Here is a 26,195-nt window from a genome sequence, read left to right as displayed (position 1 = left end):
TTTCAGCGTGCCCGCTGCACCCGCCTCTCATCCCACACCGGCCTGTCGCTCTCGTAGACGAGACCGTCGGACCCGAAGACGAGAAAGCGATCGAAACCCCGGGCGAACCAGCGATCGTGGGTGACCGCGACGACCGTACCCGCGAACTCGGCGATGGCCCGTTCCAGCGCGTCGGCCGAATGCAGGTCCAGGTTGTCGGTGGGCTCGTCGAGCAAAAGCATGGTGACGCCGGACAATTCGAGCAGCAGGATCTGCAGCCGGGCCTGCTGGCCGCCCGACAGATCGTCGTACCGCTGCTCGGCGGCCCGGGCAAGGCCGTACCGATCGAGCACCCGGCTCGCATCCTCCCGGCCCATCCCGTCACGATGCTCGTTGCCCAGATGCAGAATCTCGAGCAGGGTCCGGCCCGACAGATCCGGTCGCGCGTGGGTCTGCGCGAAATAGCCTGGGCGGACTCGGGAGCCGAGTGCGGCGATACCGGTGTGCGGCACCGGCGCGAGGGCCAGGTCCTGGACCGGACGATGGTCGATATCCGGATCCGTGCCGCCCGCGGCGAGCAGCCGCAGGAAATGCGATTTGCCGGATCCGTTGGCGCCCAGGACCGCCACGCGGTCGCCGTACCAGATCTCGGCGTCGAACGGGCGCATCAATCCGGTCAGTTCGAGCCGCGTGCACACCAGCGCCCGGCGGCCGGTCCGCCCGCCGGCCAGGCGTACGGATACGTTCTGCCGCAAGGGAACCGCCTCGGGCGGCCCGGCCGCCTCGAATTTGGCCAGCCGCGTCTGCGCGGCGTGATAGCGGGCCGCGACGCCGTCGTTGTACTTGGCCTTCTCCCGCAGGCGCAACACCAGCGCACGCAGCTTGGCATGGTCCTCGTCCCAGCGCCTGCGCAGTTCGGCCAGCCGCGCGTTGCGGTCCTCGCGGGCCCGGTGGTAGTTCGCGAAGCCATCGCCGTGGATCCACGATGTCGCGCCGCTGACGCCGGGTTCGAGCGTGACGATCCGGGTGGCGGCGTTCGCGATCAGTTCCCGGTCGTGGCTCACGAACAACACCGACTTGTCCGAGTCGGCGATCTTTCGTTCCAGCCACTGCTTACCCGGCACGTCCAGATAGTTGTCGGGCTCGTCGAGCAGCAGCACCTCGTCCGGGCCCGCGAACAACGCCTCGAGGATCAGGCGCTTCTGCTCGCCGCCGCTGAGTGTCCGCACCGCCCGCCACTTGGCCCGATCGAATGCGACGCCGAGGGCGGCCGTGGTCACGCTGTCCCAGAACGCTTCGATCTCGTACCCGCCCACATCGACCCAATCGGTGAGCGCGTGCGCATACGCCAGCTGGGTCGACTCCTCGTCGCGGTCGATCAAGGCGTTCTCGGCGGCGTCGAGTGCCCGCGCGGCCACGCGGACGGTGTCGGGTGCGACCGACAGCAGCAGGTCGCGGACGGTCGATTCGTCGTCGATCTGCCCGATGAACTGCCGCATGACCCCCAGCGTCCCCGACCGGGTCACCGCCCCGCCGTCCGCGGCGAGATCACCGGCGACGATCCTGATCAGCGTCGTCTTGCCGGTGCCGTTCGGACCGATCAGCGCGGCCTTGACCCCCTCGCCGATCCGGAAACTCACCCCGTCGAGCAGCTGGCGCCCGTCCGGGAGAAAGAAGTCCAGGTCGGCGACGTCGATGTGCCCCATAGCAGTTCAGGCAACCCCACCACCGGTCGCCACCGCAACCGAGTTTCCGCCGCCGACCGGTCATGCGACAAATCGGTTGAGCGATCGCGCCGAAGCGTCGACGATGGCCGGGGTCCGGACGAGCGATGCAGAGGGGAATTCGGTGCGGTCGATATCGGTGCTGTGGTTGACCGGTGCGCCCGGCGTCGGGAAGTCGACGGTGGGCTGGGAGCTGCACACCTGGGCAAGGGCGGAGGACCTGCCGGTCGCCTATGTCGATATCGATCAACTGGGTCTGCTCGCACCCCCGCCGACGGGCGACCCCGACTGTCACCGGCTCAAGGCCGCCAATCTCGTCGAGGTGGTCCGCACATTCCGCCGCCACGGTGCGCATCACGTCATCGTGTCCGGCGTGGTCGATCCGGACCGGGGCATCGAGCCGTATGTCGAGGACGCGGCGGATCTCGAGTTCACCCTGGTTCGGCTGCGCTGCACCCGAGAGGAACTGCGCCGCCGCTACCTCGACCGCGGCTCGACCGGCGAACGGCTCGATGAGCTGATGTCCGTCGCGGATGCGTACGACCGCAATGCCGTGGGCGAACCGTTCGACACCACGACGATGCCGCCGGGCGAGGTCGTGCGGAAATTGTCCGACCGGATACGTCCTGCGTTGCAGGCGAACTCGCCGACCACTGTTCCCCTGCCCGCCCCGCGGGACGCAGACGTTCCGGGCCGAGAACAGATGACGGTGCTGCTGCTGGCCGGGCCGACCGCGGTAGGCAAGTCGACCGTGGGCTGGGAAGTCCTGAAAACCCTGTGGGAGCGGGGACTCCCCGCCGCGTACGTCGATGTGGAGCAGCTCGGTTTCTGTCACCCGGACGCCGCGCCGAAGGCCAAGGCGGACAACCTCCTTCAGGTCTGGCGCGGCTACCGGCGCGCAGGTGCCTGCGCTCTGATCGTCGTCGCCCGGGGCGAGCCGCTTCGATATCGGCAAGCGCTCGCCGACGAGCTGGTCATCACCGTGCACTTGGAGGCATCGCCGAGCGAGCTGGCGAAGCGGATCGCCCAGCGTGCCCGCGGCGAGGGACCTCGCCTGGCGGGTGACTCGCTGATCGGGACCTCGGATCGGCAGCGGGCTCGCACGATCGAGCGCTCCGTTGCGGAGGCGACCGCCCTGCGCCGACACCGTGGTGCCGCCCTGGTCATCGATACCGACCGGGAGACGAGCTCGGCGGTGGCGGCCAAGCTGGCCGATGTGTTCCGGAAGGGCGAAACCCCACCGGAAGCGTAACCAGTGCGTTACACTTTTCTCGTGGACGAGGTGGCTGCGGCAATCGCCGATCCGGTCCGGCGGGAAATCCTGACGATGCTGCGGAGCGATCCGCTGACCGCCGGAGAGATCGCGAGTCGATTTTCCATCAGCCGACCGGCGATCAGCCGGCATCTTCGCGTGCTGCGCGAGAGCGGGCTGGTCCACGACCGGCTCATCGGCCGGTGCCGTTACTACTCCCTCGATATCGAGCCGCTGCGCGAAATCGCCGGCTGGATCGCGCAATTCGATCGGGCCGACGCCTGGGAGCACCACCTCGACGCACTCGAGACAGAGGTCTACCGAACCCGCCGCGAACGTCGCGCCGGATCCGCGGACCTCATCCACAAGGAGGACAGCGCATGACCACCACACCCACCGGACGCCTCATCCGGACCGATACCGGCCGAGACCTCGTGCTGACGCGCACCTTTCGAGCACCGATCGACGACGTCTGGGCCAGCGTCACCGAATCCGACCGCACCGCACGATGGTTCGGCCCCTGGGAGGGCGAGGGTGGCCCGGGCCGAGACATCAAGGTGCAGTTGGTCTTCGAAGAGAACAAGCCGTGGTGCGATGCGCATATCGACGCCTGCGAGCCCCCACGCCATCTCGCCCTGACCACCCGGGACGACTACGGCACCTGGCGTTTGGAACTGCGTCTGTCGGAGACCGCGGGCGTGACCGAACTGCGCCTGATCCACCATCTCGAGCCCGACGCCGACATCTCGTCGGTGGGCCCGGGGTGGGAGTACTACCTCGACATGCTCACCGCCGCCCGCGACGACCGCCCCCACCCCGATTTCGACGACTACTACCCGGCGATGAAGCAGTACTACAGCGATCTCGCCTAGGACATCGCGGCGGTAGCCGTCATTTGACGCAGGGGATGCCGTTGGCGTCCATGCTCGACAAGTCCGTGGGGGCCGGGGCTTTCGCGCCGGGGGCGGTGGCCGGGACCGGTGTCGGTGGGGTCGTCGCGGTGGGTGGGGTGGTTGTCGTCGCGGTCGGGGTGGGGTCGGGGGTGGACAGCTGGGCGATCGGGCCGGAATCGGCGGCGGCGGTGCCGATGGTGAGCTCGATCGTCTGCTCGTCCAGGCCCGTCGATGGTGTTGCGGTGAGGCCGAATTGCTCGGCGAGGGCGAGGGCGGCGGTCTCCGCACCGGGGCCGTAGGCGATCGTGCTGTCGGTGTCGACCGCGCCGGTGCCGAGGTATCCGGCGGTGAAGCCGCGTGCGGTCAATGCCTGGGCGACCTGGGCGGCCAAACCCTGTCGGCCCGAACTGTTCACGACGTTCAGCACGACCCCGGAGGAGCCGGGGACGGTCGTCGGCGCCGGGGTGGTGGTCGTTGTCGGCCGGGAGCCGGGCGGGGACAGCAACTCGCGGACGATGGTGCGGATCTTGTTCACGTCGACGATATTGATGTCCTCGCCGATCGAATCGGTGCCGAATTCCTCGACCGGCAGCGTATACAGCGACAGGCCGCCGTTCACCAGCACGGATGCCTGCTGGGCGAACTGCATCGGATCGAGTTTGCTGTCGATGGCGATATTCTGCTTGGCCACGTCGAGCAGCCCGCGCAGATTGCCCGGGCTGGTGAGCACGCCGGTCTCCTGCAGCTTGCGCGCCAGCGACACGATGAACGCCTGCTGGCGGCGGGTGCGGTCGAGATCGGTGAAATTGAGATCGGGATTGGGATCGCGGCGCTGCCGCACGAAGGCCATCGCCTGTGCGGCATCGATCTGCTGGACGCCCTTGCGGAAGTTGGCGCCGGAGAAGCTGTCGGAGGTGTCCTCGTTCAGGCAGACGGTGATCGGCTGCACCACCTGTGCGATCTGGAAGAACGCGACGAGGGTGACCTCGACGAAATGATCGATCGGCACATTGCCGAGAAACCTTTGCACCGTGGCCATTTCGGCCTTGCGTCCCGCTTCGCGGGACTGCCGCTCGAGTTCCAGCGGATCGGTGACGGTCGCCGAGAGCCGATCCTTGGCCCGCTGATAAGCAAATCCGTACGCCTGCTTGATCTTTCCCTTGCACGGCGCCGACTCGCAGGATGCCGCATCCAGCGTCACGTAGTCGTCGCGCGGAATAGAGATCGCCGTGGCACGCGAGCCGTCTCCCGGAATATGAACCAGGATCAGCACATTCGCGTTGTAGCCGCCGACGCTCTCATCCCCTGCATGCAGCGCATCGTACATATCCTGCGGCAGCGGCTTCCCGTGCTGATCGAGCCTGCTGTCCAGCCCCATGATGAGGATGTTCTGATCGTCGCCGAGGGACCTCGGCCCGTCGGGCAGCGCATCGGAGGTGGTCACCCCGCCCAACGCCGCGTTGTAGGTCCGCCACGCCGCCCCGGTGACCACCACGACGAAGATCGCCAACACGGCCATCACCGCCCGCCCCGCAGCCAGCAGCCCGCTGCGTGCCCGCGAGCGAGGCCGCGCGTGCCGCCCCCGCGACCGCGGTGGCACCGGCAGCCGGTCGGTCTCCGCCTCGGACAGGCGGTCCCGCCCATGCCTCATAACCACTGAATATATGTCCCCAAATAGTGACCTGGACCACTTTCAAATTCCCCGGCCGGTCGGAGCACGGTAGCGCCGCGTCGGCCCTCGGTCAGGACCTTCGATCATTCTTTAACTGATCAGTTAATTAATGATAGGCTCGAGTGCATGGCTCGAACCGTGGATCCACAGCGTGCCGCCGAGCGGCGGGGGGCGATCGTGCGTGCGGCGGAGAGGCTGTTCGCCGCGCAGGGGTACGAGCGCACCTCGGTTGCGCAGGTTGCGCAGGCGGCGGGGCTCACCTCGGGGAGTGTTTTCTACTACTACCGCGACAAGGCGGCGTTGTTCCGGGCGATCTTCGAGCAGTCGATTCCCGAGCACACCGAGCTGATGGCGCGGCATGTGGACCGGATCGACTGTCTGGCAGCGATTCTCGACATCGTCGAGGCGATGGCGGCGGACGCGCTGGATCCCGGCGCATCGGGATTGTTGGTCGAACTGCTGCGCCGAATCGACCAGGATGAGGAACTGACAGCGGTGCTCGCCGAGGACACCCGCCTGACCACCGGCGCACTGACCACACTGCTGCGCCGCGGTATCGCACAGGGCGAATTCGATCCCGGATTTCCACCCGAGGAAACGGCGCGCTGGATCGTCTCGGTGATCGATGCGGCATTCCTGAACGCCGATCCGGAACGACCACAGGACCCGCGACCGCTGGTGCGTGCCACGGTGTCGCGGCTGCTGCAACCGACTCGAACGGAGCACCGATGACGGCTACCTCTGCACCGACCACCCTGCGGCTGTCGTCGCTGTGGACCTGGGTATTCACGACCGGAGGGGTCGCCGCGGGCGTCGGGCTCGGATTCGCGTTACCCGCGGTCGGCCGCTGGGCGCTGGGCATGCTCGGTGAGCTGCCCGCCCCGGTACGGATCGCGATGGCCGTGCCGCCCGCGTGGCTGGTTCCGATCGGGGCGATCCTCGGCCTGCTGGGCGGGCTCTGGCTGGTCGAGCAGGCACGGACCGAATCCCTGGCCCTCACGGTCGCCGACGATCACGTCGAGTTGTCCCAGCAGGGCCGCGACCGATTCGTCACCCGGGACCGGGTCGCAGCCGTCTACCGCGAGGACGACGACCTGGTGCTCACCGATCCAAACGGTATGCGGCTCGCCCGATTCGACGCTCGCGATCTGTCCGGCCGTGCCGTCGCCACGGCCTTCCGCGTCCACGGCTATCCCTGGGTCGAGGAGAACGACCCGCACGCAACGGAATTCATCCGCTGGGTCGACGGGCTGCCCGGTGTCGACGACAAGGTCCACCGCCTGCTCCGGGCCCGCCGGCGCGCGCTGGCCGACGACAATCGCCAGGAAGCCGACGCACTCGACGAGAAGTTGGTGGACCACGACGTGGACGTGCGTGATCGCAAGGGAGAACAGCACATTCGCGTCATGCGAGCGGGCTGAGGCGCTACCAGCGTGGCGTGAGGGCGCCCAGCGCCCCCAGGGCCACCGCCGCGGCCGTCGAGGTGCGCAGGACCGTGGGGCCGAGCAGGACGATCTCGGCCCCGGCGTCGGCCAGGGCGGTCAGCTCGTGGTCGTCCAGGCCGCCCTCGGGGCCGACGATCAGCACGATTTCCGACACCCCGGCGAACGGCAGATCGACGAAGCGGGACGTACCGGACTCGTGCAGGGCCGCGACAACGCCCTTGTCGGCCTTCACTTTCCGGACCAGATCCAGCACGTCGGACGTGCGATGGAGGTCGGCCACCTCGGGGATGTAGGGGCGGCGGGACTGGCGGGCGGCGGCGCGGGCGGCGCTGCGCCACTTGTCGACGCCCTTGCGGGCCTTGCCCTCCCAGTTGGCCACACAGCGCGACGCCTGCCAGGGGACGATGGCGTCCACGCCCGCCTCCGTCATCAGTTCGACCGCCAATTCCGAGCGGTCGGACTTCGGGAGCGCCTGCACGACAGTCACCAACGGGGCCGCGGGCTGGGCGAGGACCCGCCGCAGAACCTTCAGTTCGAGCCGGCCCTTCTGGGTCGCAACGACTTCCGATTCGGCGAGCAGACCGGCACCATCCGACAGGGTGATCGGCTCACCGACCCGGATGCGCCGGACGGTCGCCGCGTGCCGGCCCTCGGGGCCGTCCAGCACCGCGATACCGCCGGGCTCCGGAATGTCGTCCAGATAGAAAACCGTGGCGGCCAACGGAACTCAGCGTCCGCTGAACGAGGCCCGCAGCCGCGCGAACAGCCCACTGTTGTGCTCGGACTGGGCCGAGAGCACCTCGGTGCGCTCGTTGCCGCGCGTCGACTTGTACTTGCGCAGCAGCTCGGCCTGCTTGGCGTCGAGCTTGGTGGGGACCACGATGTCCAGGTGCGCGATCAGGTCGCCGCGCGCGCTGGAACGCAGCTTGGGCATGCCGTGGGCGCGCAGCACCGACACCTCGCCCGGCTGGGTGCCCGGCGGGATGGTCAGCTCGGTCGGGCCGTCGAGGATCGTGTCGATGACCACCGTGGTGCCCAGGGCGGCATCCACCATCGGCACCCGGATCGTGCAGTGCAGATCGTCGCCGTCGCGGACGAACGTGTCGTGCGGCTGCTCGACGATCTCCACGTACAGGTCACCGGCCGGGCCGCCGCCGGGGCCGACCTCGCCCTGGGCGGCCAGCCGCACCCGCATGCCGTTGGCCACACCCGCCGGGATCGGCGCGGCGATCTCGCGGCGCGCCCGCACCCGGCCGTCGCCGCCGCATTTGCGGCAGGGGTCCGGGATGGTCTCCCCGGCGCCGCGGCAGGTCGGGCACGGCCGCGACGTCATCACCTGGCCGAGGAACGACCGCTGGACCGTCTGAATCTCGCCCGCACCACCGCAGGTCTCGCATCGCACCGGCTTGGAATTGCCGTTGGTGCCCGAACCCTGGCACAGGTCGCACAGCACGGCGGTGTCCACGGTCAGGTGCTTGGTCACCCCCACCGCGCATTCGGCCAGCGACAACCGGGTGCGCAGCAGCGAATCCGCGCCCGGCTGCACCCGCCCGCGCGGCTTGCGCGGGCCCGCGGAACTCATCCCGCCGAAGAACGCCTCGAACACATCGCCCAGACCGCCGAAACCGGCACCGGCGAAACCACCGGCACCGCCGACGGTCTCCAGCGGGTCGCCGCCCATGTCGACGATGCGCCGCTTCTCCGGATCGCTGAGCACCTCGTAGGCCGCGGACACCTCGCGGAACTTCTCCTGCGCGTCCGGGTCGGGGTTGACGTCGGGGTGCAATTCCCGCGCCATCCGACGGTAGGCGCGCTTGATCTCCTGGTCGGTCGCGTTGCGGCCGACGCCGAGGATTCCGTAGTAGTCCCGTGCCACTTGTGTCTCTTCTAGTCCTGTTCCGAAGGTGTATCGCATCTGTCCTGCTCCACAGCCGAACCTGCCGCGATCTATCGTTCGGCGAGCACCTCGCCGATATAACGGGCGACCGCGGCCACCGAAGCGATGGTCCCGGGGTAGTCCATCCGGGTCGGACCCAGCACACCCATGGCGCCGAGCACGGCGCCCGGCACACCGTACCCGGTCGACACCACCGAGGTGCCGCGCATCTGCTCGACCTGGGTCTCCTCACCGATCTGCACCGTCACCATGCCCGGCTGCTGCGCGGCCGCGAGCAGCTTGAGCACGATCACCTGCTCCTCGAGGGCCTCGAGCACCGCGCGCAGCGAGCCCGGGAAGCCGCCGAAGTCGTTGGCATTGCGGGTGAGATTGGCGGTTCCGCCCAGGACCAGCCGCTCCTCTGGGTGTTCGACCAGCGTTTCCACCAGCACCGTCGCCACCCGCACCAGCACGTCGCGCAGCCGGGCCGGGGCGCGCTCGGGCAGTTCGGCGATCGCGGCCGAGGCGGCGGCCAGGCGTTTGCCGTCCATGGCCTTGCCCAGCATGCCGCGCAGTGCCGCCAGATCCTCGTCGTCGATCACCGTGCCCAGGTCGACCAGGCGCTGATCGACGCGGCCGGTGTCGGTGATCACGACCAGCAGCAACCGCGCCGGGTTGAGCGCGACGACCTCGATGTGCCGCACGGTCGATGCCGACACCGTCGGGTATTGGACCATCGCGACCTGGCGGGTCAGCTGGGCCAGCAGCCGCACCCCGCGCCGCAGTACATCGTCGAGGTCGACGCCGCTCTCCAGGAACTGCATGATCGCCCGGCGCTCGGCCGTCGACAGCGGCTTCACCTCGGCGATGTTGTCGACGAACTGGCGGTAGCCCTTGTCGGTGGGAATGCGGCCGGAGCTGGTGTGCGGCTGGGTGATATAGCCCTCGGCCTCCAACACCGCCATATCGTTGCGCACGGTCGCGCTGGATACGCCCAGGTTGTGGCGTTCGACCAGGGTCTTCGATCCGATCGGTTCCTTGGTCGCGATGTAATCCGCGACGATCGCACGCAGGACCTCGAGTCGCCGCTGTTCGGTACTCGACATCGGTCCCACCTCCTCGCTCGCCATCGGGTCCGCCCGGGGCGCGCGACCGCCTCAGGAGCAGACGCGATCACGCGGATCCCCGGTTCATCCGAAGTCCAGTTTAAATCGCGGATCGCGAATAGTTAGCACACGCGCTCGAGCAGTGCTAATCGTCGCAGGACCCGCGACTCGGTGTCGAACCGGTGTGGTGGTGACCGCTGTGGCGTCAGTCGGTGCCCGCGAGCCGCCCCGCCCGGGCATCCAGGCCCAGCATGGTCAGCAGCCGCACGCAATCCTCGGCGTCGGTGGAATGGCTGGCGACCGCCCGCGCGGCCAAGGCGCCCAACCGGGCGGATTCGGCCTTTTCGGCGGCTCTGGCCTCGGCGAAATCGCTCTGGTCGTGGACAAGGGTGACGCGACGTGCCTGTGGCATGGGACTCCTCGGGTTCGTTTCGAACCCTACGCCATCCCGGCCGAAAGCAGGCCGGGAACAGGAGGGAGACAGGCCGGGAACAGGAGGGAGACAGGCCGGGAACAGGAGGGAGACAGGCCGGGAACAAGAGGGAGAGACAGGCCGGGAACAAGAGGCAGACAGTCCGGGAACAGAGGACGCGGACAGCCGGAACAGGCGGGTGGGCTAGTCCGGGGCGGTGAGGAGGGTGCGGACGACTGCGTCGGCGAGGAGGCGGCCTCGGGGGGTGAGGATGAGGTGGTCGTCGGTAAGGGTGGCGAGGCCGTCGGTGATGATTCGGTTGGCGGCGCGGCGTTCGGCCTGGGTGAGGGCGGTCAGGGGGAGGCCGGTGCGGAGGCGGGCGGTGAGCATGATGCGCTCGGTGTGACTTTCGTCGGGGGTGAGGGCTTCCCAGCCGGCGGTGGGGAGGCCGCCCCGGGCGACGCGGTCGGCGTAGCGGGCCGGGTGCTTGATGTTCCACCAGCGAACTCCGCCGAGATGACTGTGGGCGCCGGGGCCCGCGCCGAGCCAGTCACCGCCGTCCCAGTAACCGAGGTTGTGGCGGCAGCGCGCGGCCTCGCTTGCCGCCCAGTTGGATACCTCGTACCAGGTGAGACCGGCCGCGGTGAGGCGGGCGTCGATGCGCTCGTAGCGGGCGGCGAGGACGTCGTCGTCGGGGGCGGGCAGTTCGCCGCGGCGCACCTTGCGGGCCAGGGCCGTGCCGTCCTCGACGATCAGCGAGTACGCCGACACATGATCGACGCCCGCGGCCAGCACCGCATCCAGGCTGGCGTCGAGATCGGCATCGGTCTCCCCCGGCGTTCCGTAGATCAGATCCAGGTTGACGTGCTCGAATCCGGCCGCGCGGGCCTCCCGGGCGGCGGCGACCGCGCGACCGGGCGTGTGGGTGCGGTCGAGCACCCTCAGCACATGCTCGGCGGCCGACTGCATCCCCAGCGACACCCGCGTGTACCCGGCCGCGCGGATCCGATCGAAGAACCGCGGCGAGGTGGATTCCGGATTGGATTCGGTGGTGACCTCCGCATCGGCGGCCAGGGTGAAATGCGCCCGGACCGCGTCCAGCACCTCCGCCAGCCCCTCCCCGCCGAGCAGCGACGGCGTCCCGCCACCCACGAAGACGCTCGACACCTCCGGCTGCGGACTCGGCAAGGCGCCGAAGAGCTCCGCCGCCGTGGCGAGTTCACCCCGCAGCGCGGTCATCCAGGACTGCGGCGAGGCCGAGGTGCCCAACTCCCCCGCCGTATAGGTGTTGAAATCGCAGTATCCACAGCGAGTCGCACAGAACGGCACGTGCACGTAGATGCCGAACGGCCCCCCACCGAAATCGCGCAACACAGGCGCGTCCGCCTCGACCGATGTCGGCGGGCGGAGAGCTTCGGAAGCAGCGGTCGGCATCACCGTTCCAGTCTGACCGCCCCCACGGTGTGCGGTATGCCCGGGTCGATCTATGACCGATCTCACAAATCCGATCACCCGTCCAGGGAATTTCCCGAGATTCAGCGGAAAATATGGGCGGATGGTCGGAACGACCCCGCTGACATGGCACAATAAGGCTCATGACCGGACTTGGAGTGCGATTGGTGGCGCGTCGTCACGTCGACTTCAAGCGTGTCTGCAGCGCGAGCTGTCTGCCGGATTGCCTCCGGTAGCTCGGCCCCTGTCCCCCGGTTCCCGGCGTCCCAGTCCTGACGCCGATGTCCCCGGCCGCTGAATTGCCGAAGGCGTGAGCCAGCCCCTCCCGCCTGCCGTAAGGCCTGATCACCACCCGCAGGAGCGACCCCATGACGTCGAGCACCGACGCCGGTCACACCACCCCCGAATCCGCTCGTCCACCGCGGCCCGCCTCGGAACGTCGTGTCCGCCCCGACCGTCCGCGACGGACCGAAGCCCCGGCCGGTCCGCGCGAGCGCACCGGCAAGCCGGTCCGCCGCAAATCCGAGGGGCAGTGGGCGCTCGGCTACCGGGAACCGCTCAACCCGAACGAGCAGAGCAAGAAGGACGACAACCCGCTCAACGTCCGCGCCCGTATCGAGAACATCTACTCCAAGGGCGGTTTCGACTCCATCGATAAGGCCGATCTGCGCGGCCGGTTCCGCTGGTGGGGCCTCTACACCCAGCGCGAGCAGGGCTACGACGGCACCTGGACCGGCGACGAGAACATCGACATCCTCGAGGCCCGCTACTTCATGATGCGGGTGCGCTGCGACGCCGGTGCGTTGAACCTGGCCCAGCTGCGCACGATCGCCGGGATCTCCACCGAGTTCGCCCGCGACACCGCCGATCTGTCCGACCGCGAGAACGTCCAGTACCACTGGATCGAGATCGAGAACGTCCCGGAGATCTGGCGGCGGCTCGAAGAGGTCGGCCTGAAGACCACCGAGGCGTGCGGCGACTGCCCGCGCGTGGTCCTCGGCTCGCCGCTGGCCGGGGAGTCGGTCAACGAGGTGATCGACCCCACTCCGGCGATCGATGAGATCGTGCGCCGCTACATCGGCGACAAGCGCTACTCGAATCTGCCCCGCAAGTTCAAGACCGCGATCTCCGGCCAGCAGGATGTGGCGCACGAGATCAACGATGTGGCCTTCATCGGCGTCGTCCATCCCGAGCACGGCCCGGGCCTGGATGTGTGGGTGGGCGGGGGCCTGTCCACCAATCCGATGCTGGCGCAGCGCCTCGGCGCCTGGGTGCCGCTCGACGAGGTGCCCGATGTGTGGGAGGCCATCGTCGCGCTCTACCGCGACTACGGCTACCGGCGGCTGCGCACCAAGGCGCGGATCAAGTTCCTGGTCAAGGACTGGGGTATCGAAAAATTCCGCGAAGTTCTCGAAACCGAGTACCTGAAGCGCAAGCTGATCGACGGCCCCGCTCCGGACAAGCCCACGCAGATCGTCGACCACGTCGGCGTGCAGAAGCTGCGCAACGGGCACAACGCGGTCGGCTTCTCCCCCATCGCCGGTCGCGTCTCGGGCACCATCCTCTCTCAGGTCGCCGATGCGGCCGAGCGGGCCGGTTCCGACCGCGTGCGGTTCACCCCCTACCAGAAGCTGGTCGTGCTCGACGTGCCCGACGACAAGGTCGAGCAACTGATCGACGAGCTGGAACCGCTGGGCCTGCAGGCCCGCCCGTCGCTGTGGCGCCGGAATCTGGTGGCGTGCAGCGGAATCGAGTTCTGCAAGCTGTCGTTCGTGGAGACCCGCAAGCGTTCCCAGGCGCTCGCGCCCGAACTCGAGCAGCGGCTGGCCGATATCAACTCTCAGCTGGACGTGCCCATCACCATCAATATCAACGGCTGCCCCAACTCCTGCGCCCGCGCCCAGATCGCCGATATCGGGTTCAAGGGACAGCTGGTCGACGACGGTGACGGGAATCATGTGGAGGGCTTCCAGGTTCACCTGGGTGGCAGCCTCGGGCTCGACAGTGCGTTCGGTCGAAAACTGCGCCAGCACAAGGTGACCAGCGCCGAGCTCGGCGATTACATCGAGCGCGTGGTGCGCAACTTCGTCAAGAACCGCAACGAGGGCGAGCGGTTCGCGCAGTGGGCTGTCCGCGCCGACGAGGCCGACCTTCGGTAACGGGAGACATCAGCTATGGCAACCACAGTGGAAAAACTATCCGAGGACCGGCTCCGCCGGATCGCCGAAGACGGTGCGGCACAACTGGGTCCGGAGGCGTCGGCGACCGAGCTGCTGCGGTGGACCGAGGACACCTTCGGTTCCGGCTACATCGTCGCCTCGAATATGCAGGACGGCGTGCTGGTGCATCTGGCGGCGCAGGTCCATCCCGGTGTGGATGTGCTGTTCCTCGACACCGGCTACCACTTCGCCGAAACCATCGGCACCCGGGATGCGGTCGAGGCCGTCTACGGGGTGAACGTCGTCAATGTGACCCCGGAACACACTGTGGCCGAACAGGATGCGCTGCTGGGCAAGGATCTGTTCGCACGCGAACCCAACGAGTGCTGCCGCCTGCGCAAGGTGGTCCCGTTGCGGCGCACGCTGTCCGGCTACAACGCCTGGGTCACCGGCATCCGGCGGGTGGAGGCCCCGACCCGCGCCAACGCTCCCCTGATCTCCTTCGACGAGGGCTTCGGGCTGGTCAAGATCAACCCGATCGCCGCCTGGTCCGACGACGAGATGGCCGCCTATATCGAACGGCACGGCATTCTCGTCAATCCCCTTGTGGAGGAGGGATATCCGTCCATCGGTTGCGCTCCGTGCACACGGAAGCCGGAACCGGGAGCCGATCCGCGAAGCGGCCGTTGGGCCGGCCTCGCCAAGACCGAATGCGGGTTGCACGCCTCATGAATCCAACAGTCACCGATACTGCATTCGATGTTCTCGCTTCGCTCGAGAAATTCGATACTCTGGCCGCGCTGGAGTCGGAGTCGATCCATATCTTCCGCGAGGTCGCGGGGGAGTTCGAGCGGCCGGTGATTTTGTTTTCCGGCGGCAAGGACTCCACCGTGCTGTTGCATCTGGCGCTCAAGGCGTTCTGGCCCGCGCCGCTGCCGTTCGCGCTGCTGCACGTCGACACCGGGCACAATCTGCCGGAGGTGCTGGAGTTCCGCGACAAGGTGGTCGACAAGTACGGGCTGCGCCTGCATGTCGCCAGCGTCGAGGAGTATCTGGCCGACGGGCGCCTGCAGGAGCGGCCCGACGGTATCCGCAATCCGCTGCAGACGGTGCCGCTGCTGGACGCCATCGCCGACAATCGCTTCGACGCGGTCTTCGGTGGTGGCCGCCGCGACGAGGAACGTTCGCGGGCCAAGGAGCGGATCTTCTCGCTGCGCGATGCGTTCGGGCGCTGGGATCCCAAGCGGCAGCGGCCGGAGCTGTGGAACCTGTACAACGGGCGGCACGCGCCGGGTGAGCACGTGCGGGTGTTCCCGCTGAGCAACTGGACCGAACTCGACATCTGGCGCTACATCGCGCGGGAGAACGTCGAGCTGGCGACCATCTACTACGCGCACGAGCGGCCGGTGTACCAGCACGACGGCATGTGGATGACGCCGGGCGTATGGGGTGGCCCGGCCGAGGGCGAGGAGCTGGTGATCAGGTCGGTGCGCTACCGCACCGTCGGCGACGGATCCTCCACGGGGGCAATCCTTTCCACCGCCGCCACCAATGCCGACATCCTCGCCGAGGTCGCCGCGTCGCGGCTGACCGAGCGCGGCGCGACCCGAGGCGACGACCGGGTCTCGGAGGCCGCGATGGAAGATCGCAAGCGAGAGGGTTATTTCTGATGTCCGACCTACTCAGACTGGCCACCGCCGGCAGTGTCGACGACGGCAAGTCCACACTGGTCGGACGCCTGCTCTACGACACCAAATCGGTGCTGGCCGACCAGATCGACGCCGTGACGCGCGCCTCGGTCGACAAAGGCCTTGCCACGCCGGACCTTTCGCTGCTCGTCGACGGCCTGCGGGCCGAGCGGGAGCAGGGCATCACCATCGACGTGGCCTACCGCTACTTCGCCACGCCCACACGGTCTTTCGTGCTCGCCGACACTCCCGGGCATGTGCAGTACACCCGCAATACGGTGTCGGGCGCGTCCACCGCGCAGCTGGTGATCCTGCTCGTCGACGCCCGCAAGGGTGTGATCGAGCAGACCCGCCGCCATGCCGCGGTCATGGCGCTGCTGGGTGTGCCGAAACTCGTGCTCGCGGTGAACAAGATCGACCTGGTGGACGACGCGGCCGGGGTATTCGACAAGATCTCGGCCGAATTCGCGGAGCTGACGACCACACTCGGCTGGGCCGCCGAGGATGTGGTGGCGATTCCGGTGTCGGCGCTGCACGGGGACAATATCGCCTCCCGGTCGGACAACACCCCGTTCTACGACGGGCCTTCGCTCATCGAGCACCTGGAGGCGGTGCCGGTGGATGCCGACAGTTCGGGGCGGCATTCCATCGGGCTGCGATTCCCGGTGCAGTACGTGATCCGGCCGCGCACCGCCGAATATCCGGACTACCGCGGGTACGCCGGCCAGGTCGCCGCGGGGGTGGTGTCCAAGGGTGACGAGGTGGTGGTGCTGCCCTCCGGTATCCGCACCACCGTCGAGCGGATCGACACCGCCGACGGTGAGCTGCCGTCGGCGCAGCCCGGCCGCAGCGTCACGCTGATCCTGGCCGACGATGTCGACATCTCTCGCGGCGACATCATCGCCGCATCCGCGGACGCGCCCGAGCCGGTCGACTCGTTCGACGCCACCGTGTGCTGGCTGGGCGACAAGCCGCTGCGCCCCGGCGCGCGACTGCTGCTCAAGCACGGCACCCGCACCACCCAGGCGATCGTCGGCGCTCTCATCGAACGCTTCGACGAGCAGAAGCTGGCCGCCGACCCGTCCCCGGAGTCGCTGGCGCTCAACGATATCGGCCGCATCTCGGTCCGCGTCGCTGACCCGATCGCCGCGGACGACTACCGCACCAACCGCCATACCGGCAGCTTCCTGCTCATCGACCCGGCGGGCGGCAACACCCTGGCCGCGGGCCTGGTCGGCGACGTCCTGACCGCCGTCGAGGTCGGCAGCGAAGCCGGAGCGTGAGATGAATTCGGGCGCCGCTCCCGCCTTGATCGCGGTCGCGCACGGCAGCCGCGACCCGCGCTCGGCGGCGACGGTTTCGGCGGTGGTCACCGATCTCGCCGCGCGTCACCCCGGTCTCGATACCCGGTTGGCGTTCCTGGATCTGAGCACGCCGTCGGTGGACCGGGTGGTGGATGCCGTTGCCGCGCAAGGGCATAGCGAAGCCGTGGTGGTGCCGCTGCTGTTGGGCAGCGCCTATCACGCCCGGGTCGACCTGCCGGGACTGCTGGCGACGGCACAGGCGCGGCACCCGCGTCTGCGGCTGACACAGGCCGATGTGCTGGGCGCCGACACGCGTCTGATCGCCGCCCTCCGCGAGCGCGTCCTGGAGACGGGCGCGGATCCGGACGACACCGGGCTGGGCATCGCCGTCGCCGCCGTCGGTTCCTCCTCCGCCGAAGCCAACCGCCGGACCCAGCGCGTGGGCCGCCTGCTCACCACCGGCACCCGCTGGCGCACCTCGGTCTGCTTTGCCACCACCGAACCCTCACTCCCCCAGGCCGTTTCGCGCCTCCAGGCTCGCGGCTGCACCCGCATCGTGGTCGCACCTTGGTTCCTGGCCCCGGGCCTGCTCACCGACCGCCTCATGGCTGCCGCGCCTCACCTGGTACACGCCGAGCCGATCGGCACTCACCCGCTGCTGGCCGAAGTGATCCACCACCGCTACACCGCGGCCGCCACGGTCGGGATGCACCGCGACAGCCACGCCGCCTGATGGTCATGTGTTGGCGAAGTGGCGACGGGCGTCACGGGCAAAGCTGTCGAACATCAACCGGCTCAGCGGTGTGCCCAGACGCATGATCGCGGTGAGCTCCGGCCGGGGCTGGAAGGCGAAGGTCCAGGTGAACCGGGAGCCGGTCGGGGTGGGCTCGATCAGACAGTCCTCGGCGAATCGGCGAAACAGCGGCAGGGTCGCGGCCTCGGTGGTGAACGAGTACCGTCGGCCCTCCTCCCAGCGGAAGAATCGTTCCCGCATGGTGAGCCGGCCGCCGAACAGCCGGGCGACGCGGGTGGCCTGCGGCCCGAGCGGCGAGGTCCAGGAGATATCGGACAGCAGCCGACATCCCTGCAGTGGCCGCGCCGCGGTCAGCCATCCCCACACGTCCTCGGCCGTGGTGGGCAGATCGATATCGTAGGGAAACCGAAACGGCGCGGTCTCGAAGAACTTCTCGTCGCACGACTGCAGTGCAAACCAGCGCGTCACCGTGACTCCTTGGCATCGATCCGCCGTCGCACCCAACTGTAGGGCTTTGCCCGGCTCGATGCCGTCGTTCACACTTCGAACCAGCGCTCCAGGACCCGGGCGACACCGTCGTCGTCGACGTCGGCGGTGATTTCGTCGGCCAGTTCGAGCACGGGGGCCACGGCATTGCCCATGGCTACGGAATGGCCTGCCCAGGTGAGCATTTCGCGGTCGTTGTAGCCGTCGCCGATGGCGAGGGTGGCCTCGCGGGGGATGCCGAGTTGCTGGCGCAGACGTTCCAGGGCCCAGCCTTTGGAGACGCCTTGTTTGCAGGCGACCAGGAAGGGCTCGTGCTCGCCGTGCACCCAGCCTGCGCCCGGCAGGTTCAGCTCGCCGAGTAGTTCGATCATGTCGGCGAGGGTGCCGCCGGGCCACCAGCCGTTCAATCGGGTGGTCGGTTCCAGACTCAGTTCCCGGTCCTCGACGAAGCGGAATTCGCCGAGGCGGAAGCTGCCCGGGTAGTAGCCGGTGGTCCAGGTGCCGACGCCGACCTTCTCCACCGACAGCACCATATCCGGGAACATCTCGCGCAGCACCGCGACCGCGGGTTCCGGATCGAAGGTGTGCGCCGCCAACGGCTCCCAACTCGAAATGTCGGCGTGTACAGCGCCATTGGAGCACAGCGCCTGCCCCTCGCACAGACCCAGTTCCTCCACCACCAGCCGGGTCGCCAACAGTGTGCGGCCGGTGGTGATCACCACGTGCGCCCCGGCCGCGGCGGCCGCCCGCACCGCGTCGCGGACCCGCGGGCTGATGGGCTCCCCGGTCCGCAGGATGGTGCCGTCCACATCCAGCGCTATCAGCTCGGGCCTGCGTGCTCTGTCCACTGGCCCATTCTTACCGATGGTGCAAGTCCTCTTGCACTACTGCTCGTTGCGCTGGGGCAATGGCAGGTACGGGGTGATGGCCTGGGCGAGATTGCTCATCGTCAGCGATTGCAGCCACACCCGGCCCGGCCCGGTGAGCGCGGCCAGGAACAATCCGTCGGCGCCGAACAGGATGTTGCGGATGCCGCGAATGATGGTGATGTCGAAGTCGACACTCCCCTCGAACATTCCGACGTGGCCGGGATGGACCCGCAACGTCTCACCGGGCGCCAGGTCGTACGTCACGACCTCGCCGGACAGCTCGACCCACGCGTGCCCGTTGCCGCCGATCCGCTGCAGGGTGAAGCCCGTCCCGCCGAAGATGCCCGCGCCCAGCCGGCGCTGAAAGCTCAGAGAGACCCGGACATCGCTGGTGCCGCAGAGGAACCCGTCTCGGTGGACCAGATATTCCGCGCCCGACTGGACCGTGATCGGCACGATCTGGCCCGGTAGCTTGGCCGCGAAGGCGACCAGGCCCGGATGGCGCGCGGCCGAGTACTCGGTCATGAACCAGCCCTCACCGGCGAAGGCCCGTTTCATCGCCCCGAACATGCCGCCGGACATGACCCGCGAGGAGGTCCGCAGCTGGATCGACCCGGTCATCCACGACAGGCGTCCCGCCTCGGCGACCAGGCCCTCGCCCGGATCGAGCCCGACCTCGAGCACCGGCATGACGGTTCCGACGATTCTGGCTTCCATCAATCCAGTGTGCGCGCGGGACGGCGAACGGCAATAGATGACACGTCAATTAGACGTCCGGATTCCGCCAGCACCGGGCTCGCGGCGGCGGTTGACTCGATGTCGCGGCGAAAAGACCGCTACGACAAGGGAAATGGAGAACACGATGGGTGGCCGGTTCGAGTCCAAGGTGGTGCTGATTACAGGGGCCAGTTCCGGGGTGGGCGCGGCGGTGGCACGGCGGGTGGCCGCCGAAGGCGCCGCGGTGGTGCTCGGGGCGCGCGGGAAGCAGGCGGGCGACCGGGTGGCCGAGGAGATCCGCGCGGCGGGCGGACGGGCGGTCTTCGTTCCGACCGACGTCACCGTCGACGACGAGGTGGCTCGCCTGACCCGGGCCGCCGTGGCGGAGTTCGGGCGACTGGATGCCGCGTTCAACAATGCCGGAGGTGTCAATGCGTTCGGGCCGATCCAGGACATCGACGAGGCGGGCTGGCGGGCCGATCTGGAGGTGAACCTCAGCGCCGTGTATTACGGTCTGCGCCATCAGGTTCCGGCGATCGTGGCCTCCGGCGGCGGCGCGATCCTGAACAATGCCTCCAATCTCGGTGTGGTGGGCATGGGTTCGGTGGCGCCGTATGTGGCGGCCAAGCACGGGGTGATCGGGCTGACGCGGGCGGTGGCGCTGGAGGCGGCCGGTCAGGGAGTGCGGGTGAATGCGGTGGTGTCGGGCGCGGTGGACACCCCCGCGTTCCGGAGCTCCATGGGCGCGACTCCCGAAGGCGAGGCGAGCATTGCGGCGCTGCATCCGCTGGGCCGCATCGCGCGGCCGGACGAGATCGCGGCGCTGTGCGCGTATCTACTCAGCGACGAGGCGAGCTTCGTCACCGGCGCGGCGGTCGCGATCGACGGTGGCTTCACCGCCCAGTAGTCGCCGAAGCCCTACGGCCGCACGCCGTTTCGGTGTGCGGCCGTCAGTGTCCGTACAGCGCGGTCAATTCGGCGGCGATCGCCCGCATCTCGTCTCGAACCTCCTGGGGCTCGACGACTTCCACCGCCGAACCCCAGCCCGCCAACTGCTCGGCGATGGAACGCGGCATGTGGGCGGTGATCCGCAGCCGGGTTCGGCCGTCCGGCGCCGGGCCTTCGACGGTGCCGTGGCGGCCGAGCCGGTCGGCCAGGATCGGGGCGATGCGTGGGTCGGCGAGGACCGTGGCCGAGACGCGGGCACGGCGCTGCTCCATGTCCTCGACCACCTCGCTCCATTCCTGCGCCAGGTCGAAATCGGTTGGGCGGTCGGCGCTCTCGGCGGTGATCTCGGCCTCGGCAATGCGATCGACCCGGTAGGTGCGCCGCCCGCGGTCGGTACCGGCGATCAGGTACCACACGGCATCCTTGTCGACCAGTCCCCAGGGATCGACCACCCAGGTCGTGCTCGTGGACCCGTACCGCAGTGCGATCTTTCGGCGGCCGACCACCGCCTGCTGGAGCCGGGCGACCAGCGGCGGCACCGCGTCCTTCCGCTCGCCCCACCCGGCAGGATCGATGACCACCGCCTCGGCCGCCGCCTGCGCATCGGCTCGGAAGGTCTCCGGTAGCGCGCGCATCAGTTTGCGCAGCGCCGAGCGGACACCGGGCGCGCTGGTGGCGGCCGGTCCGAGCAGCAGGAACAGGGCCTGCGCCTCGGCCACGGTGAGGCCGCTCAAGTTGGTGCGGGCCCCGCCCACCAGCGACCAGCCGCCGCCCCGGCCCGGCTGCGGATAGACCGGGATTCCGGCCGCCGACAGTGCCTCGAGGTCACGGCGGGCGGTGGCGACCGATATCTCCAGTTCGGCGGCGACCTCGGCCGCCGTCACTCGCCCGCGGTTCTGCATCAGCAGCAGGGTGGCCACCAGTCGATCGGCTCGCATAGCGAAATTCTGCCCGTAAAAGTGCTCAATTGGTGAGCACTTTCGATCCGAGGATGGAGGAACAGCACAACAACGAAGGAGACCGAGATGCTGCGAGGAATGACGACCGTGTCCTACTACGCCGACGATCTGGACGCGGCCGGGCGCTGGTACACCGAGGTGCTGGGCGTGCCGCCCTATTTCGAGGTGCCGGGCGGCTACCTCGAGTTCCGCATCGGCGACTACCAGCACGAGTTGGGCCTGGTCGCCCGCGAATACGCGCCCGAGCCGCAGCCCGAGCAGCCCGGCGGACAGATCCTGTACTGGCACGTGGACGATCTGCCCGCGGCATTGGACCGGCTCATCGCCTTGGGCGCCAAGGAATATCAGCCGATCATCGAGCGCGGCGAAGGATTCGTCACCGCCGCCGTGGTCGACCCGTTCGGCAACATCCTCGGCATCATGTACAACCAGCACTACCTGGACATGCTCGGCGCCCGACACGACTGAACGTGATCTCAGGCCCCCTGTTGCTCAGAGGCGTGAGCCGCCCAACCCGCCACCGGAGGCGCCTCCACTCGAGGACGAGGTGCCGGAAGAGGTACTGCCTCCGGAGAACGCCCCACCGGACGTGGTCCCGCCGCCGGAAAGCGAACCGCCGGAGGTCGTCCCACCCGACATGCCTCCACCGGAGAACGACCCGCCCGTGGTTCCACCGGAGGGCAACCCGCCGCCGGAGAACGTGCCGCTCGAGGTGGTTCCGCCGCCCGACAGCGAACCACCGGACAGGGAACCCGGCGAGGTGGGTCCTCCGGTCGAGGTGGAGACATCCATCGATCCACCGGAACCGGAAGTGCCGGACGGTGTCTCGGTACCGCCGATCGCGCCTCTGGTGGGAATGTTCGTCGACGGGTCCGTGGTGGTCGAGTCGAAGGGCGCTGCCGGTGCGGGCATCGGCGGGTTGGGCGGGGCCTCTACCGGGTTCGCGATCGTTCCCTGATTCGGAACCGGAGTTCCGGTGGGCGCCGATGTGGCCGTACCGGCACTCACTGCGATCGGGCCCATGATCGGCGGGGGCGGCGCCGCGATGGGTTCGGCGATATCCGCGAGGTCGGGGAGGCTGATCGACGGAATCGGTCCGGGCCTGGGCGGTTCGGTCGGGGTGTTCGCCTGTCCGCCCCGCGGCGCAGCGCGGAAGGGCAATGGGTTGATGAATTGGGCGGGGTCGGCATAGGTGGGCCCGGAACCGGGACGGACGGTATCGCACCGATTTCCGGAAGCGTACGAGCGGATCGGACTCCCTGTACCGACGGCGGATACGGTCGAAAACGACTGCGCGAGTGTGTGATGCGAGCGTAACGAGGAAGACGACGAGATCAGCGCGTCCGCGCCGCCCGGTACGCCGTAGGCGATCTCCCGCAGGTTGCGGTTGTGGTTGCGGGCGGCATTGGCCGGGTCGGCCAGGGCGGGAGCGAATTGCATTCCCGTGTCGTCGGATCGGACCGGGCCATTGCTCAGCATCGTCGCGGCCGACATCGCCAGCGCGGAAACAACAGCCGCGCTGGACAATACGGCCGCACCGCGCGCATAACGCGTCGAATTTCCGCCCGACTCCGCCAGCCGCGCCGAGGCGATCGCGGCGCCGATGGCCACGGTGTGCGCCGGATCCGGCCCTATCACCAGCGGACGGCCGAGTTCGGCCAGCACCTGCGCCACCTCGGCCGGGCGCGCCGCGCCGCCGACCACCAGCACGCGATCCACCTCGCGCAGCGTCAACCCCGCCGCGTGCACGCAATTGCGAACCACCCGAAGGGAATTGCGGACATTCCAGACGCGCAGCCGCTTGGTGTCGCAGGCGGGCACCACCTTCGACACCGGAGACGGTGCGCTCGGCGCCAGCGCTCGCGCGTAGCGCGCCAGAATGGTTCCCAGTGGCCGCCCGCCGTAGTCGTGCGAGCGCACCGCCGCGCCGAGGACACCGCGCTCGTTCCGGTCGGCCTCGGTGCGCACGATCGCTACGTCGAGGCAGCTCCCGCCCAGGTCGTACACCAGGGTGAGCCCGTTGTCGGAGACGCCGTGCTCGGCGTCGAGCCATTCGACCGCCGCCACCGGCTCCGGCATCAGCAGCACATCGGCGGCGCCGGACCAGTCCAGGGCGTGCCGCAACGCCGCCAGCTGGCGGGCGGTATAGCACGCGGGATAGGTGGCGACCGGTCCGGCCGCGGGCTCGTTGGCGGCGATCAGGCAGCTGACCACCGCGGCGACCAGGTCGGTGGGCGACCAGATGCGGCCGCCGAGCACGACCGGCTCCGAATCCCTGGTGAGGTCGGCGAAATCGGTGACCACCGGGGCGAATCGGGGCAGGCCACCCATTCGGGGGCCGCCCGCGCTGTCGAAGGTGACGGCCGTGCGCCGCACCCGCACCGCGGGCCGATCGCGGTCGCCGTCCGTGGCCGCCCACACGGAGTTCACTGTGCCGATGCTCATGCCGAAGCCAACAGTCATTGCCATCCCGTCAACGCACCGTGACCACGGCCTCACGCCAGACGCACCATGTGGTCGCGGTCGTTTACCAAACAGCGAACTCAGGTTAGCTGGCACCCGTCGATCACGAATACCGAATCCGGAGAAAAGGTTTCATACCCACTGGTATGCGTCGCAAAAGCGCTGATAGACGGGCATACCGGTTGAGACGAGGTCAGCAAATTCTTACTCAGCCGTCCAATTCCGACTGAAACTGGCTACCACGCAGTAAATTTAGGTGAAAACCGACCGGTGCGCTGCGTTGGCCCGTAGTTGATCTCGGCACGACCGAATCCATCCCCCAGTTCCCCGATGGCTAGACGGTTGCTAATCCTTGAAGGACAGGCAATTACGGCACATCGCCCACCACGGACGGACCGGATGGTTCGCGAAAACCGGCGCTCCGCCGGGGAAGTCGCCGCGTGGGGCACCAGCGTTACCTGACAGGGTCAGGCGCGGGCCAGAAGCCTGCGCTTCCACCACGGTCGGGCCGCGGCACCGCCCCGGACGGCCGTTGGCCGACGGTCGGTGACCAGGCGGTCGAAATCGGCTGCGTCTCGGGCGGGTTCCGGGAGGCGGCCGGCGTTGAAGTCGTCGACCAGCTGCTGCACGGTCTGCTGGGCGCAGGATTTGTTGGTGCCGATGAATCCGGTCGGGCCGCGCTTGATCCAGCCGGTGACGTACGTTCCGGGCGCGTCGGGCACTCGTCCGTCGACATTCGGAATCACTGCGGCCTTCTCGTCGAACGGCAGGCCGGGCAGCGCCACACCGCGGTAGCCGACCGAGGCCAGTACCAGTCCGGCATCCAGGGTTTCGGTCGCGGCGGTCGCGACCGCGCGCACGGTGCCGTCGGCGTCGGTGACGAGGTCGTTGCGCACCAACTCGACTCCGCTGACCCGATCGGTGCCCACCAGCGCGGTCGGCGAGGACAGGTAGCGGAATACGATGCGCTTACGCGCCCCCGACGGCCGGTCGGCCAGGCCACGCAGCAGCTTCAGCTTCTGCTCCACCTTCTGCGGCATGCCCGAAACAGGTTCCGGGACTTCGCCTTCGACGACGATGTCCACATCGGCACCGAGCAGACCCACGAATTCCGGTACGGTGAAGGCCGATTCGGCCGGGCCGCGGCGGCCGAGGATCACCACCTCGTCGACCTTGCTGTGCCGCAGGGCCGCCAGCGCCACCGGCGACACCTCGGTACCTGCCAGCAGCTCCGGATCGGTGGTGAGGATGCGGGCCACGTCGAGCGCCACATTGCCGTTGCCGACGATGACCGCGCGCCGATGCGTCAGATCGAACTCGCGCCGCGCGTGGTCGGGATGGCCGTTGTACCAGGCCACGAACTCGGTGGCGGAGGCGCTGCCGGGCAGCCCCTCCCCCGGGATCCCGAGTTTGCGATCGGCCGACGCGCCCACCGCGTAGATCACGGCATGGAAGTGTTCGAGCAGATCCGCATGCGAAATATGGTCGCCCACCGCCACATTCAGATACGAGCCGAAGCCGGGCTGGGCGGAGATCACGTCGAACAGCCGGCTCACCTGACGGGTCCGGGTGTGATCCGGCGCGACGCCGTGGCGGGCCAGCCCGTAGGGCACCGGCAGCCGGTCCAGCACGGTCACCGTGACATCACGCTGGGTGAGCAGTTCGTCGGCGGCATACATCGCCGACGGGCCCGAGCCCACGATCGCCACTCGCAGCGGTCCACGCTCGGGCGAAACTACCGGCGCCGGAATGGGTTTCGCCAACGTCGGCCGTGGCCGGGACTGCCGGTAGAAATCGGCGTTGATCTCGATGAACGGCTTCTGGTCCGCGGTCAGCTTCTTCGTCGACGTGATGGCGTCCACCGGGCAGGCGGTGGCGCAGGCGCCGCAGTCCACGCACGCCTGCGGGTCGACGTACAGCATCTCCGCCGTCAGGAAGTCCGGTTCATCGGGCGTGGGATGGATGCAGTTGACCGGGCAGGCGTACACGCACGAGGCGTCGCTGCAACACGACTGGGTGACGACGTAGGGCATCGAT

General features: G+C 68.6%; 26 protein-coding genes. 13 read left to right on the top strand and 13 right to left on the bottom strand.

Annotated elements, in window-relative coordinates; all coding sequences use genetic code 11:
• Positions 1 to 2 precede the first annotated feature (2 nt).
• On the bottom strand, positions 3 to 1,685 hold the full coding sequence (locus tag IU452_RS24460; protein ID WP_195111487.1) for an ABC-F family ATP-binding cassette domain-containing protein: 1,683 nt from the start codon (positions 1,683 to 1,685) through the stop codon (positions 3 to 5).
• 142 nt (positions 1,686 to 1,827) lie between these two features.
• Here IU452_RS24460 and IU452_RS24455 point away from each other — a divergent pair, with 142 nt between their 5' ends.
• Genes IU452_RS24455 through IU452_RS24445 form a run of 3 tightly spaced genes read left to right on the top strand, consistent with a single transcriptional unit; the run spans position 1,828 to position 3,827 of the window.
• Positions 1,828 to 2,955 carry an AAA family ATPase gene (locus IU452_RS24455; RefSeq protein ID WP_195111486.1) on the top strand — a complete coding sequence of 376 codons (1,128 nt, stop codon included), beginning with the start codon at positions 1,828 to 1,830 and terminating at the stop codon, positions 2,953 to 2,955.
• Positions 2,956 to 2,976: 21 nt separating this feature from the next.
• Positions 2,977 to 3,339 (top strand): metalloregulator ArsR/SmtB family transcription factor, encoded by a 363-nt coding sequence (locus tag IU452_RS24450; protein WP_195111485.1) that lies wholly within the window; start codon positions 2,977 to 2,979, stop codon positions 3,337 to 3,339.
• On the top strand, positions 3,336 to 3,827 hold the full coding sequence (locus tag IU452_RS24445; protein WP_195111484.1) for an SRPBCC family protein: 492 nt from the start codon (positions 3,336 to 3,338) through the stop codon (positions 3,825 to 3,827). Before IU452_RS24450 ends, IU452_RS24445 begins: the two co-directional genes overlap by 4 nt.
• A gap of 19 nt (positions 3,828 to 3,846) precedes the next feature.
• Here IU452_RS24445 and IU452_RS24440 read toward each other — a convergent pair whose 3' ends face one another.
• The gene (locus IU452_RS24440; protein ID WP_195111483.1) at positions 3,847 to 5,499 is read right to left on the bottom strand and encodes an LCP family protein; all 1,653 of its coding nucleotides are present in this window, start codon (positions 5,497 to 5,499) and stop codon (positions 3,847 to 3,849) included.
• Positions 5,500 to 5,646: 147 nt separating this feature from the next.
• Between IU452_RS24440 and IU452_RS24435 the strand changes: the two genes are divergently transcribed.
• Positions 5,647 to 6,252, top strand: a complete 606-nt coding sequence (locus IU452_RS24435; RefSeq protein WP_195111482.1) for a TetR/AcrR family transcriptional regulator — start codon at positions 5,647 to 5,649, stop codon at positions 6,250 to 6,252.
• Positions 6,249 to 6,941, top strand: a complete 693-nt coding sequence (locus IU452_RS24430; RefSeq protein WP_195111481.1) for a hypothetical protein — start codon at positions 6,249 to 6,251, stop codon at positions 6,939 to 6,941. The genes IU452_RS24435 and IU452_RS24430 overlap by 4 nt, the downstream gene beginning before the upstream one ends.
• Before the next feature lie 4 nt (positions 6,942 to 6,945).
• On the opposite strand, the gene IU452_RS24425 is transcribed toward IU452_RS24430, so the two are convergent.
• The 5 genes from IU452_RS24425 to hemW all read right to left on the bottom strand — a co-directional run bounded on the left by IU452_RS24425 (position 6,946) and on the right by hemW (position 11,793).
• Entirely contained in the window at positions 6,946 to 7,686 is a 741-nt protein-coding gene (locus IU452_RS24425; RefSeq protein WP_195111480.1) for a 16S rRNA (uracil(1498)-N(3))-methyltransferase, read from the bottom strand.
• 6 nt (positions 7,687 to 7,692) lie between these two features.
• Complete coding sequence (dnaJ, locus tag IU452_RS24420) at positions 7,693 to 8,841, bottom strand: molecular chaperone DnaJ (protein WP_195111479.1); 1,149 nt, start codon at positions 8,839 to 8,841, stop codon at positions 7,693 to 7,695.
• 71 nt (positions 8,842 to 8,912) lie between these two features.
• On the bottom strand, positions 8,913 to 9,947 hold the full coding sequence (gene hrcA / locus IU452_RS24415; protein WP_195111478.1) for a heat-inducible transcriptional repressor HrcA: 1,035 nt from the start codon (positions 9,945 to 9,947) through the stop codon (positions 8,913 to 8,915).
• A gap of 205 nt (positions 9,948 to 10,152) precedes the next feature.
• Positions 10,153 to 10,359 carry a hypothetical protein gene (locus tag IU452_RS24410; RefSeq protein ID WP_195111477.1) on the bottom strand — a complete coding sequence of 69 codons (207 nt, stop codon included), beginning with the start codon at positions 10,357 to 10,359 and terminating at the stop codon, positions 10,153 to 10,155.
• Positions 10,360 to 10,563: 204 nt separating this feature from the next.
• On the bottom strand, positions 10,564 to 11,793 hold the full coding sequence (hemW, locus tag IU452_RS24405; protein WP_195111476.1) for a radical SAM family heme chaperone HemW: 1,230 nt from the start codon (positions 11,791 to 11,793) through the stop codon (positions 10,564 to 10,566).
• 161 nt (positions 11,794 to 11,954) lie between these two features.
• On the opposite strand from hemW, the gene IU452_RS39605 reads away from it, so the two are divergent.
• From IU452_RS39605 to IU452_RS24380, 6 genes are all read left to right on the top strand, one after another.
• The gene (locus IU452_RS39605) at positions 11,955 to 12,047 is read left to right on the top strand and encodes an Ms4527A family Cys-rich leader peptide (RefSeq protein WP_373281383.1); all 93 of its coding nucleotides are present in this window, start codon (positions 11,955 to 11,957) and stop codon (positions 12,045 to 12,047) included.
• Positions 12,048 to 12,179: 132 nt separating this feature from the next.
• The gene (locus tag IU452_RS24400) at positions 12,180 to 13,970 is read left to right on the top strand and encodes a nitrite/sulfite reductase (protein WP_195111475.1); all 1,791 of its coding nucleotides are present in this window, start codon (positions 12,180 to 12,182) and stop codon (positions 13,968 to 13,970) included.
• A 15-nt stretch (positions 13,971 to 13,985) separates the two neighbouring features.
• Complete coding sequence (locus IU452_RS24395) at positions 13,986 to 14,702, top strand: phosphoadenylyl-sulfate reductase (protein ID WP_195111474.1); 717 nt, start codon at positions 13,986 to 13,988, stop codon at positions 14,700 to 14,702.
• A complete protein-coding gene (gene cysD, locus IU452_RS24390) occupies positions 14,699 to 15,640 on the top strand; it encodes a sulfate adenylyltransferase subunit CysD (protein ID WP_195111473.1) in 942 nt (313 codons plus the stop codon). The genes IU452_RS24395 and cysD overlap by 4 nt, the downstream gene beginning before the upstream one ends.
• Entirely contained in the window at positions 15,640 to 16,941 is a 1,302-nt protein-coding gene (locus tag IU452_RS24385; protein WP_195111472.1) for a sulfate adenylyltransferase subunit 1, read from the top strand. Before cysD ends, IU452_RS24385 begins: the two co-directional genes overlap by 1 nt.
• A gap of 1 nt (position 16,942) precedes the next feature.
• Positions 16,943 to 17,695, top strand: coding sequence for a sirohydrochlorin chelatase (locus IU452_RS24380; RefSeq protein ID WP_195111471.1), 753 nt, complete (start codon positions 16,943 to 16,945; stop codon positions 17,693 to 17,695).
• Between the two features lie 3 nt (positions 17,696 to 17,698).
• Here the strand turns inward: IU452_RS24380 and IU452_RS24375 are convergent, their stop codons facing one another.
• From IU452_RS24375 to IU452_RS24365, 3 genes are all read right to left on the bottom strand, one after another.
• Positions 17,699 to 18,184 (bottom strand): SRPBCC family protein, encoded by a 486-nt coding sequence (locus tag IU452_RS24375; protein ID WP_195111470.1) that lies wholly within the window; start codon positions 18,182 to 18,184, stop codon positions 17,699 to 17,701.
• A gap of 68 nt (positions 18,185 to 18,252) precedes the next feature.
• Positions 18,253 to 19,050 carry an HAD family hydrolase gene (locus IU452_RS24370; protein ID WP_324192798.1) on the bottom strand — a complete coding sequence of 266 codons (798 nt, stop codon included), beginning with the start codon at positions 19,048 to 19,050 and terminating at the stop codon, positions 18,253 to 18,255.
• Between the two features lie 36 nt (positions 19,051 to 19,086).
• Positions 19,087 to 19,788: a TIGR00266 family protein gene (locus IU452_RS24365; RefSeq protein ID WP_195111469.1), complete on the bottom strand. Its 702-nt coding sequence runs from the start codon at positions 19,786 to 19,788 to the stop codon at positions 19,087 to 19,089.
• A gap of 145 nt (positions 19,789 to 19,933) precedes the next feature.
• On the opposite strand from IU452_RS24365, the gene IU452_RS24360 reads away from it, so the two are divergent.
• Positions 19,934 to 20,695 (top strand): SDR family NAD(P)-dependent oxidoreductase, encoded by a 762-nt coding sequence (locus IU452_RS24360; RefSeq protein WP_195111468.1) that lies wholly within the window; start codon positions 19,934 to 19,936, stop codon positions 20,693 to 20,695.
• A gap of 43 nt (positions 20,696 to 20,738) precedes the next feature.
• On the opposite strand, the gene IU452_RS24355 is transcribed toward IU452_RS24360, so the two are convergent.
• Positions 20,739 to 21,674 carry a helix-turn-helix transcriptional regulator gene (locus IU452_RS24355; protein WP_195111467.1) on the bottom strand — a complete coding sequence of 312 codons (936 nt, stop codon included), beginning with the start codon at positions 21,672 to 21,674 and terminating at the stop codon, positions 20,739 to 20,741.
• Positions 21,675 to 21,761: 87 nt separating this feature from the next.
• On the opposite strand from IU452_RS24355, the gene IU452_RS24350 reads away from it, so the two are divergent.
• Entirely contained in the window at positions 21,762 to 22,163 is a 402-nt protein-coding gene (locus tag IU452_RS24350; protein WP_195111466.1) for a VOC family protein, read from the top strand.
• 24 nt (positions 22,164 to 22,187) lie between these two features.
• Here the strand turns inward: IU452_RS24350 and IU452_RS24345 are convergent, their stop codons facing one another.
• Positions 22,188 to 24,164: an Hsp70 family protein gene (locus IU452_RS24345; protein ID WP_195111465.1), complete on the bottom strand. Its 1,977-nt coding sequence runs from the start codon at positions 24,162 to 24,164 to the stop codon at positions 22,188 to 22,190.
• Positions 24,165 to 24,625: 461 nt separating this feature from the next.
• Complete coding sequence (locus tag IU452_RS24340) at positions 24,626 to 26,191, bottom strand: FAD-dependent oxidoreductase (protein WP_195111464.1); 1,566 nt, start codon at positions 26,189 to 26,191, stop codon at positions 24,626 to 24,628.
• Between the last annotated feature and the right edge of the window lie 4 nt (positions 26,192 to 26,195).

The sequence above is a fragment of the Nocardia transvalensis genome (assembly GCF_015477765.1).
Lineage (GTDB): Bacteria > Actinomycetota > Actinomycetes > Mycobacteriales > Mycobacteriaceae > Nocardia > Nocardia transvalensis_A.
This window is presented reverse-complemented; position numbering and strand designations above follow the sequence as displayed.

Excerpts from the sequence above, each read along its gene's own strand:
- IU452_RS24410 (WP_195111477.1), bottom strand. The coding sequence starts at position 10,359 with ATGCCACAGGCACGTCGCGTCACCCTTGTCCACGACCAGAGCGATTTC.
- IU452_RS24365 (WP_195111469.1), bottom strand. The coding sequence starts at position 19,788 with ATGGAAGCCAGAATCGTCGGAACCGTCATGCCGGTGCTCGAGGTCGGG.
- IU452_RS24445 (WP_195111484.1), top strand. The coding sequence starts at position 3,336 with ATGACCACCACACCCACCGGACGCCTCATCCGGACCGATACCGGCCGA.
- IU452_RS24400 (WP_195111475.1), top strand. The coding sequence starts at position 12,180 with ATGACGTCGAGCACCGACGCCGGTCACACCACCCCCGAATCCGCTCGT.
- IU452_RS24430 (WP_195111481.1), top strand. The coding sequence starts at position 6,249 with ATGACGGCTACCTCTGCACCGACCACCCTGCGGCTGTCGTCGCTGTGG.
- IU452_RS39605 (WP_373281383.1), top strand. The coding sequence starts at position 11,955 with ATGACCGGACTTGGAGTGCGATTGGTGGCGCGTCGTCACGTCGACTTC.
- IU452_RS24380 (WP_195111471.1), top strand. The coding sequence starts at position 16,943 with ATGAATTCGGGCGCCGCTCCCGCCTTGATCGCGGTCGCGCACGGCAGC.
- hrcA (WP_195111478.1), bottom strand. The coding sequence starts at position 9,947 with ATGTCGAGTACCGAACAGCGGCGACTCGAGGTCCTGCGTGCGATCGTC.
- IU452_RS24350 (WP_195111466.1), top strand. The coding sequence starts at position 21,762 with ATGCTGCGAGGAATGACGACCGTGTCCTACTACGCCGACGATCTGGAC.
- IU452_RS24395 (WP_195111474.1), top strand. The coding sequence starts at position 13,986 with ATGGCAACCACAGTGGAAAAACTATCCGAGGACCGGCTCCGCCGGATC.
- IU452_RS24440 (WP_195111483.1), bottom strand. The coding sequence starts at position 5,499 with ATGAGGCATGGGCGGGACCGCCTGTCCGAGGCGGAGACCGACCGGCTG.
- hemW (WP_195111476.1), bottom strand. The coding sequence starts at position 11,793 with ATGCCGACCGCTGCTTCCGAAGCTCTCCGCCCGCCGACATCGGTCGAG.
- IU452_RS24460 (WP_195111487.1), bottom strand. The coding sequence starts at position 1,685 with ATGGGGCACATCGACGTCGCCGACCTGGACTTCTTTCTCCCGGACGGG.
- IU452_RS24355 (WP_195111467.1), bottom strand. The coding sequence starts at position 21,674 with ATGCGAGCCGATCGACTGGTGGCCACCCTGCTGCTGATGCAGAACCGC.
- IU452_RS24385 (WP_195111472.1), top strand. The coding sequence starts at position 15,640 with ATGTCCGACCTACTCAGACTGGCCACCGCCGGCAGTGTCGACGACGGC.
- IU452_RS24345 (WP_195111465.1), bottom strand. The coding sequence starts at position 24,164 with ATGGCAATGACTGTTGGCTTCGGCATGAGCATCGGCACAGTGAACTCC.
- cysD (WP_195111473.1), top strand. The coding sequence starts at position 14,699 with ATGAATCCAACAGTCACCGATACTGCATTCGATGTTCTCGCTTCGCTC.
- IU452_RS24340 (WP_195111464.1), bottom strand. The coding sequence starts at position 26,191 with ATGCCCTACGTCGTCACCCAGTCGTGTTGCAGCGACGCCTCGTGCGTG.
- IU452_RS24360 (WP_195111468.1), top strand. The coding sequence starts at position 19,934 with ATGGGTGGCCGGTTCGAGTCCAAGGTGGTGCTGATTACAGGGGCCAGT.
- IU452_RS24435 (WP_195111482.1), top strand. The coding sequence starts at position 5,647 with ATGGCTCGAACCGTGGATCCACAGCGTGCCGCCGAGCGGCGGGGGGCG.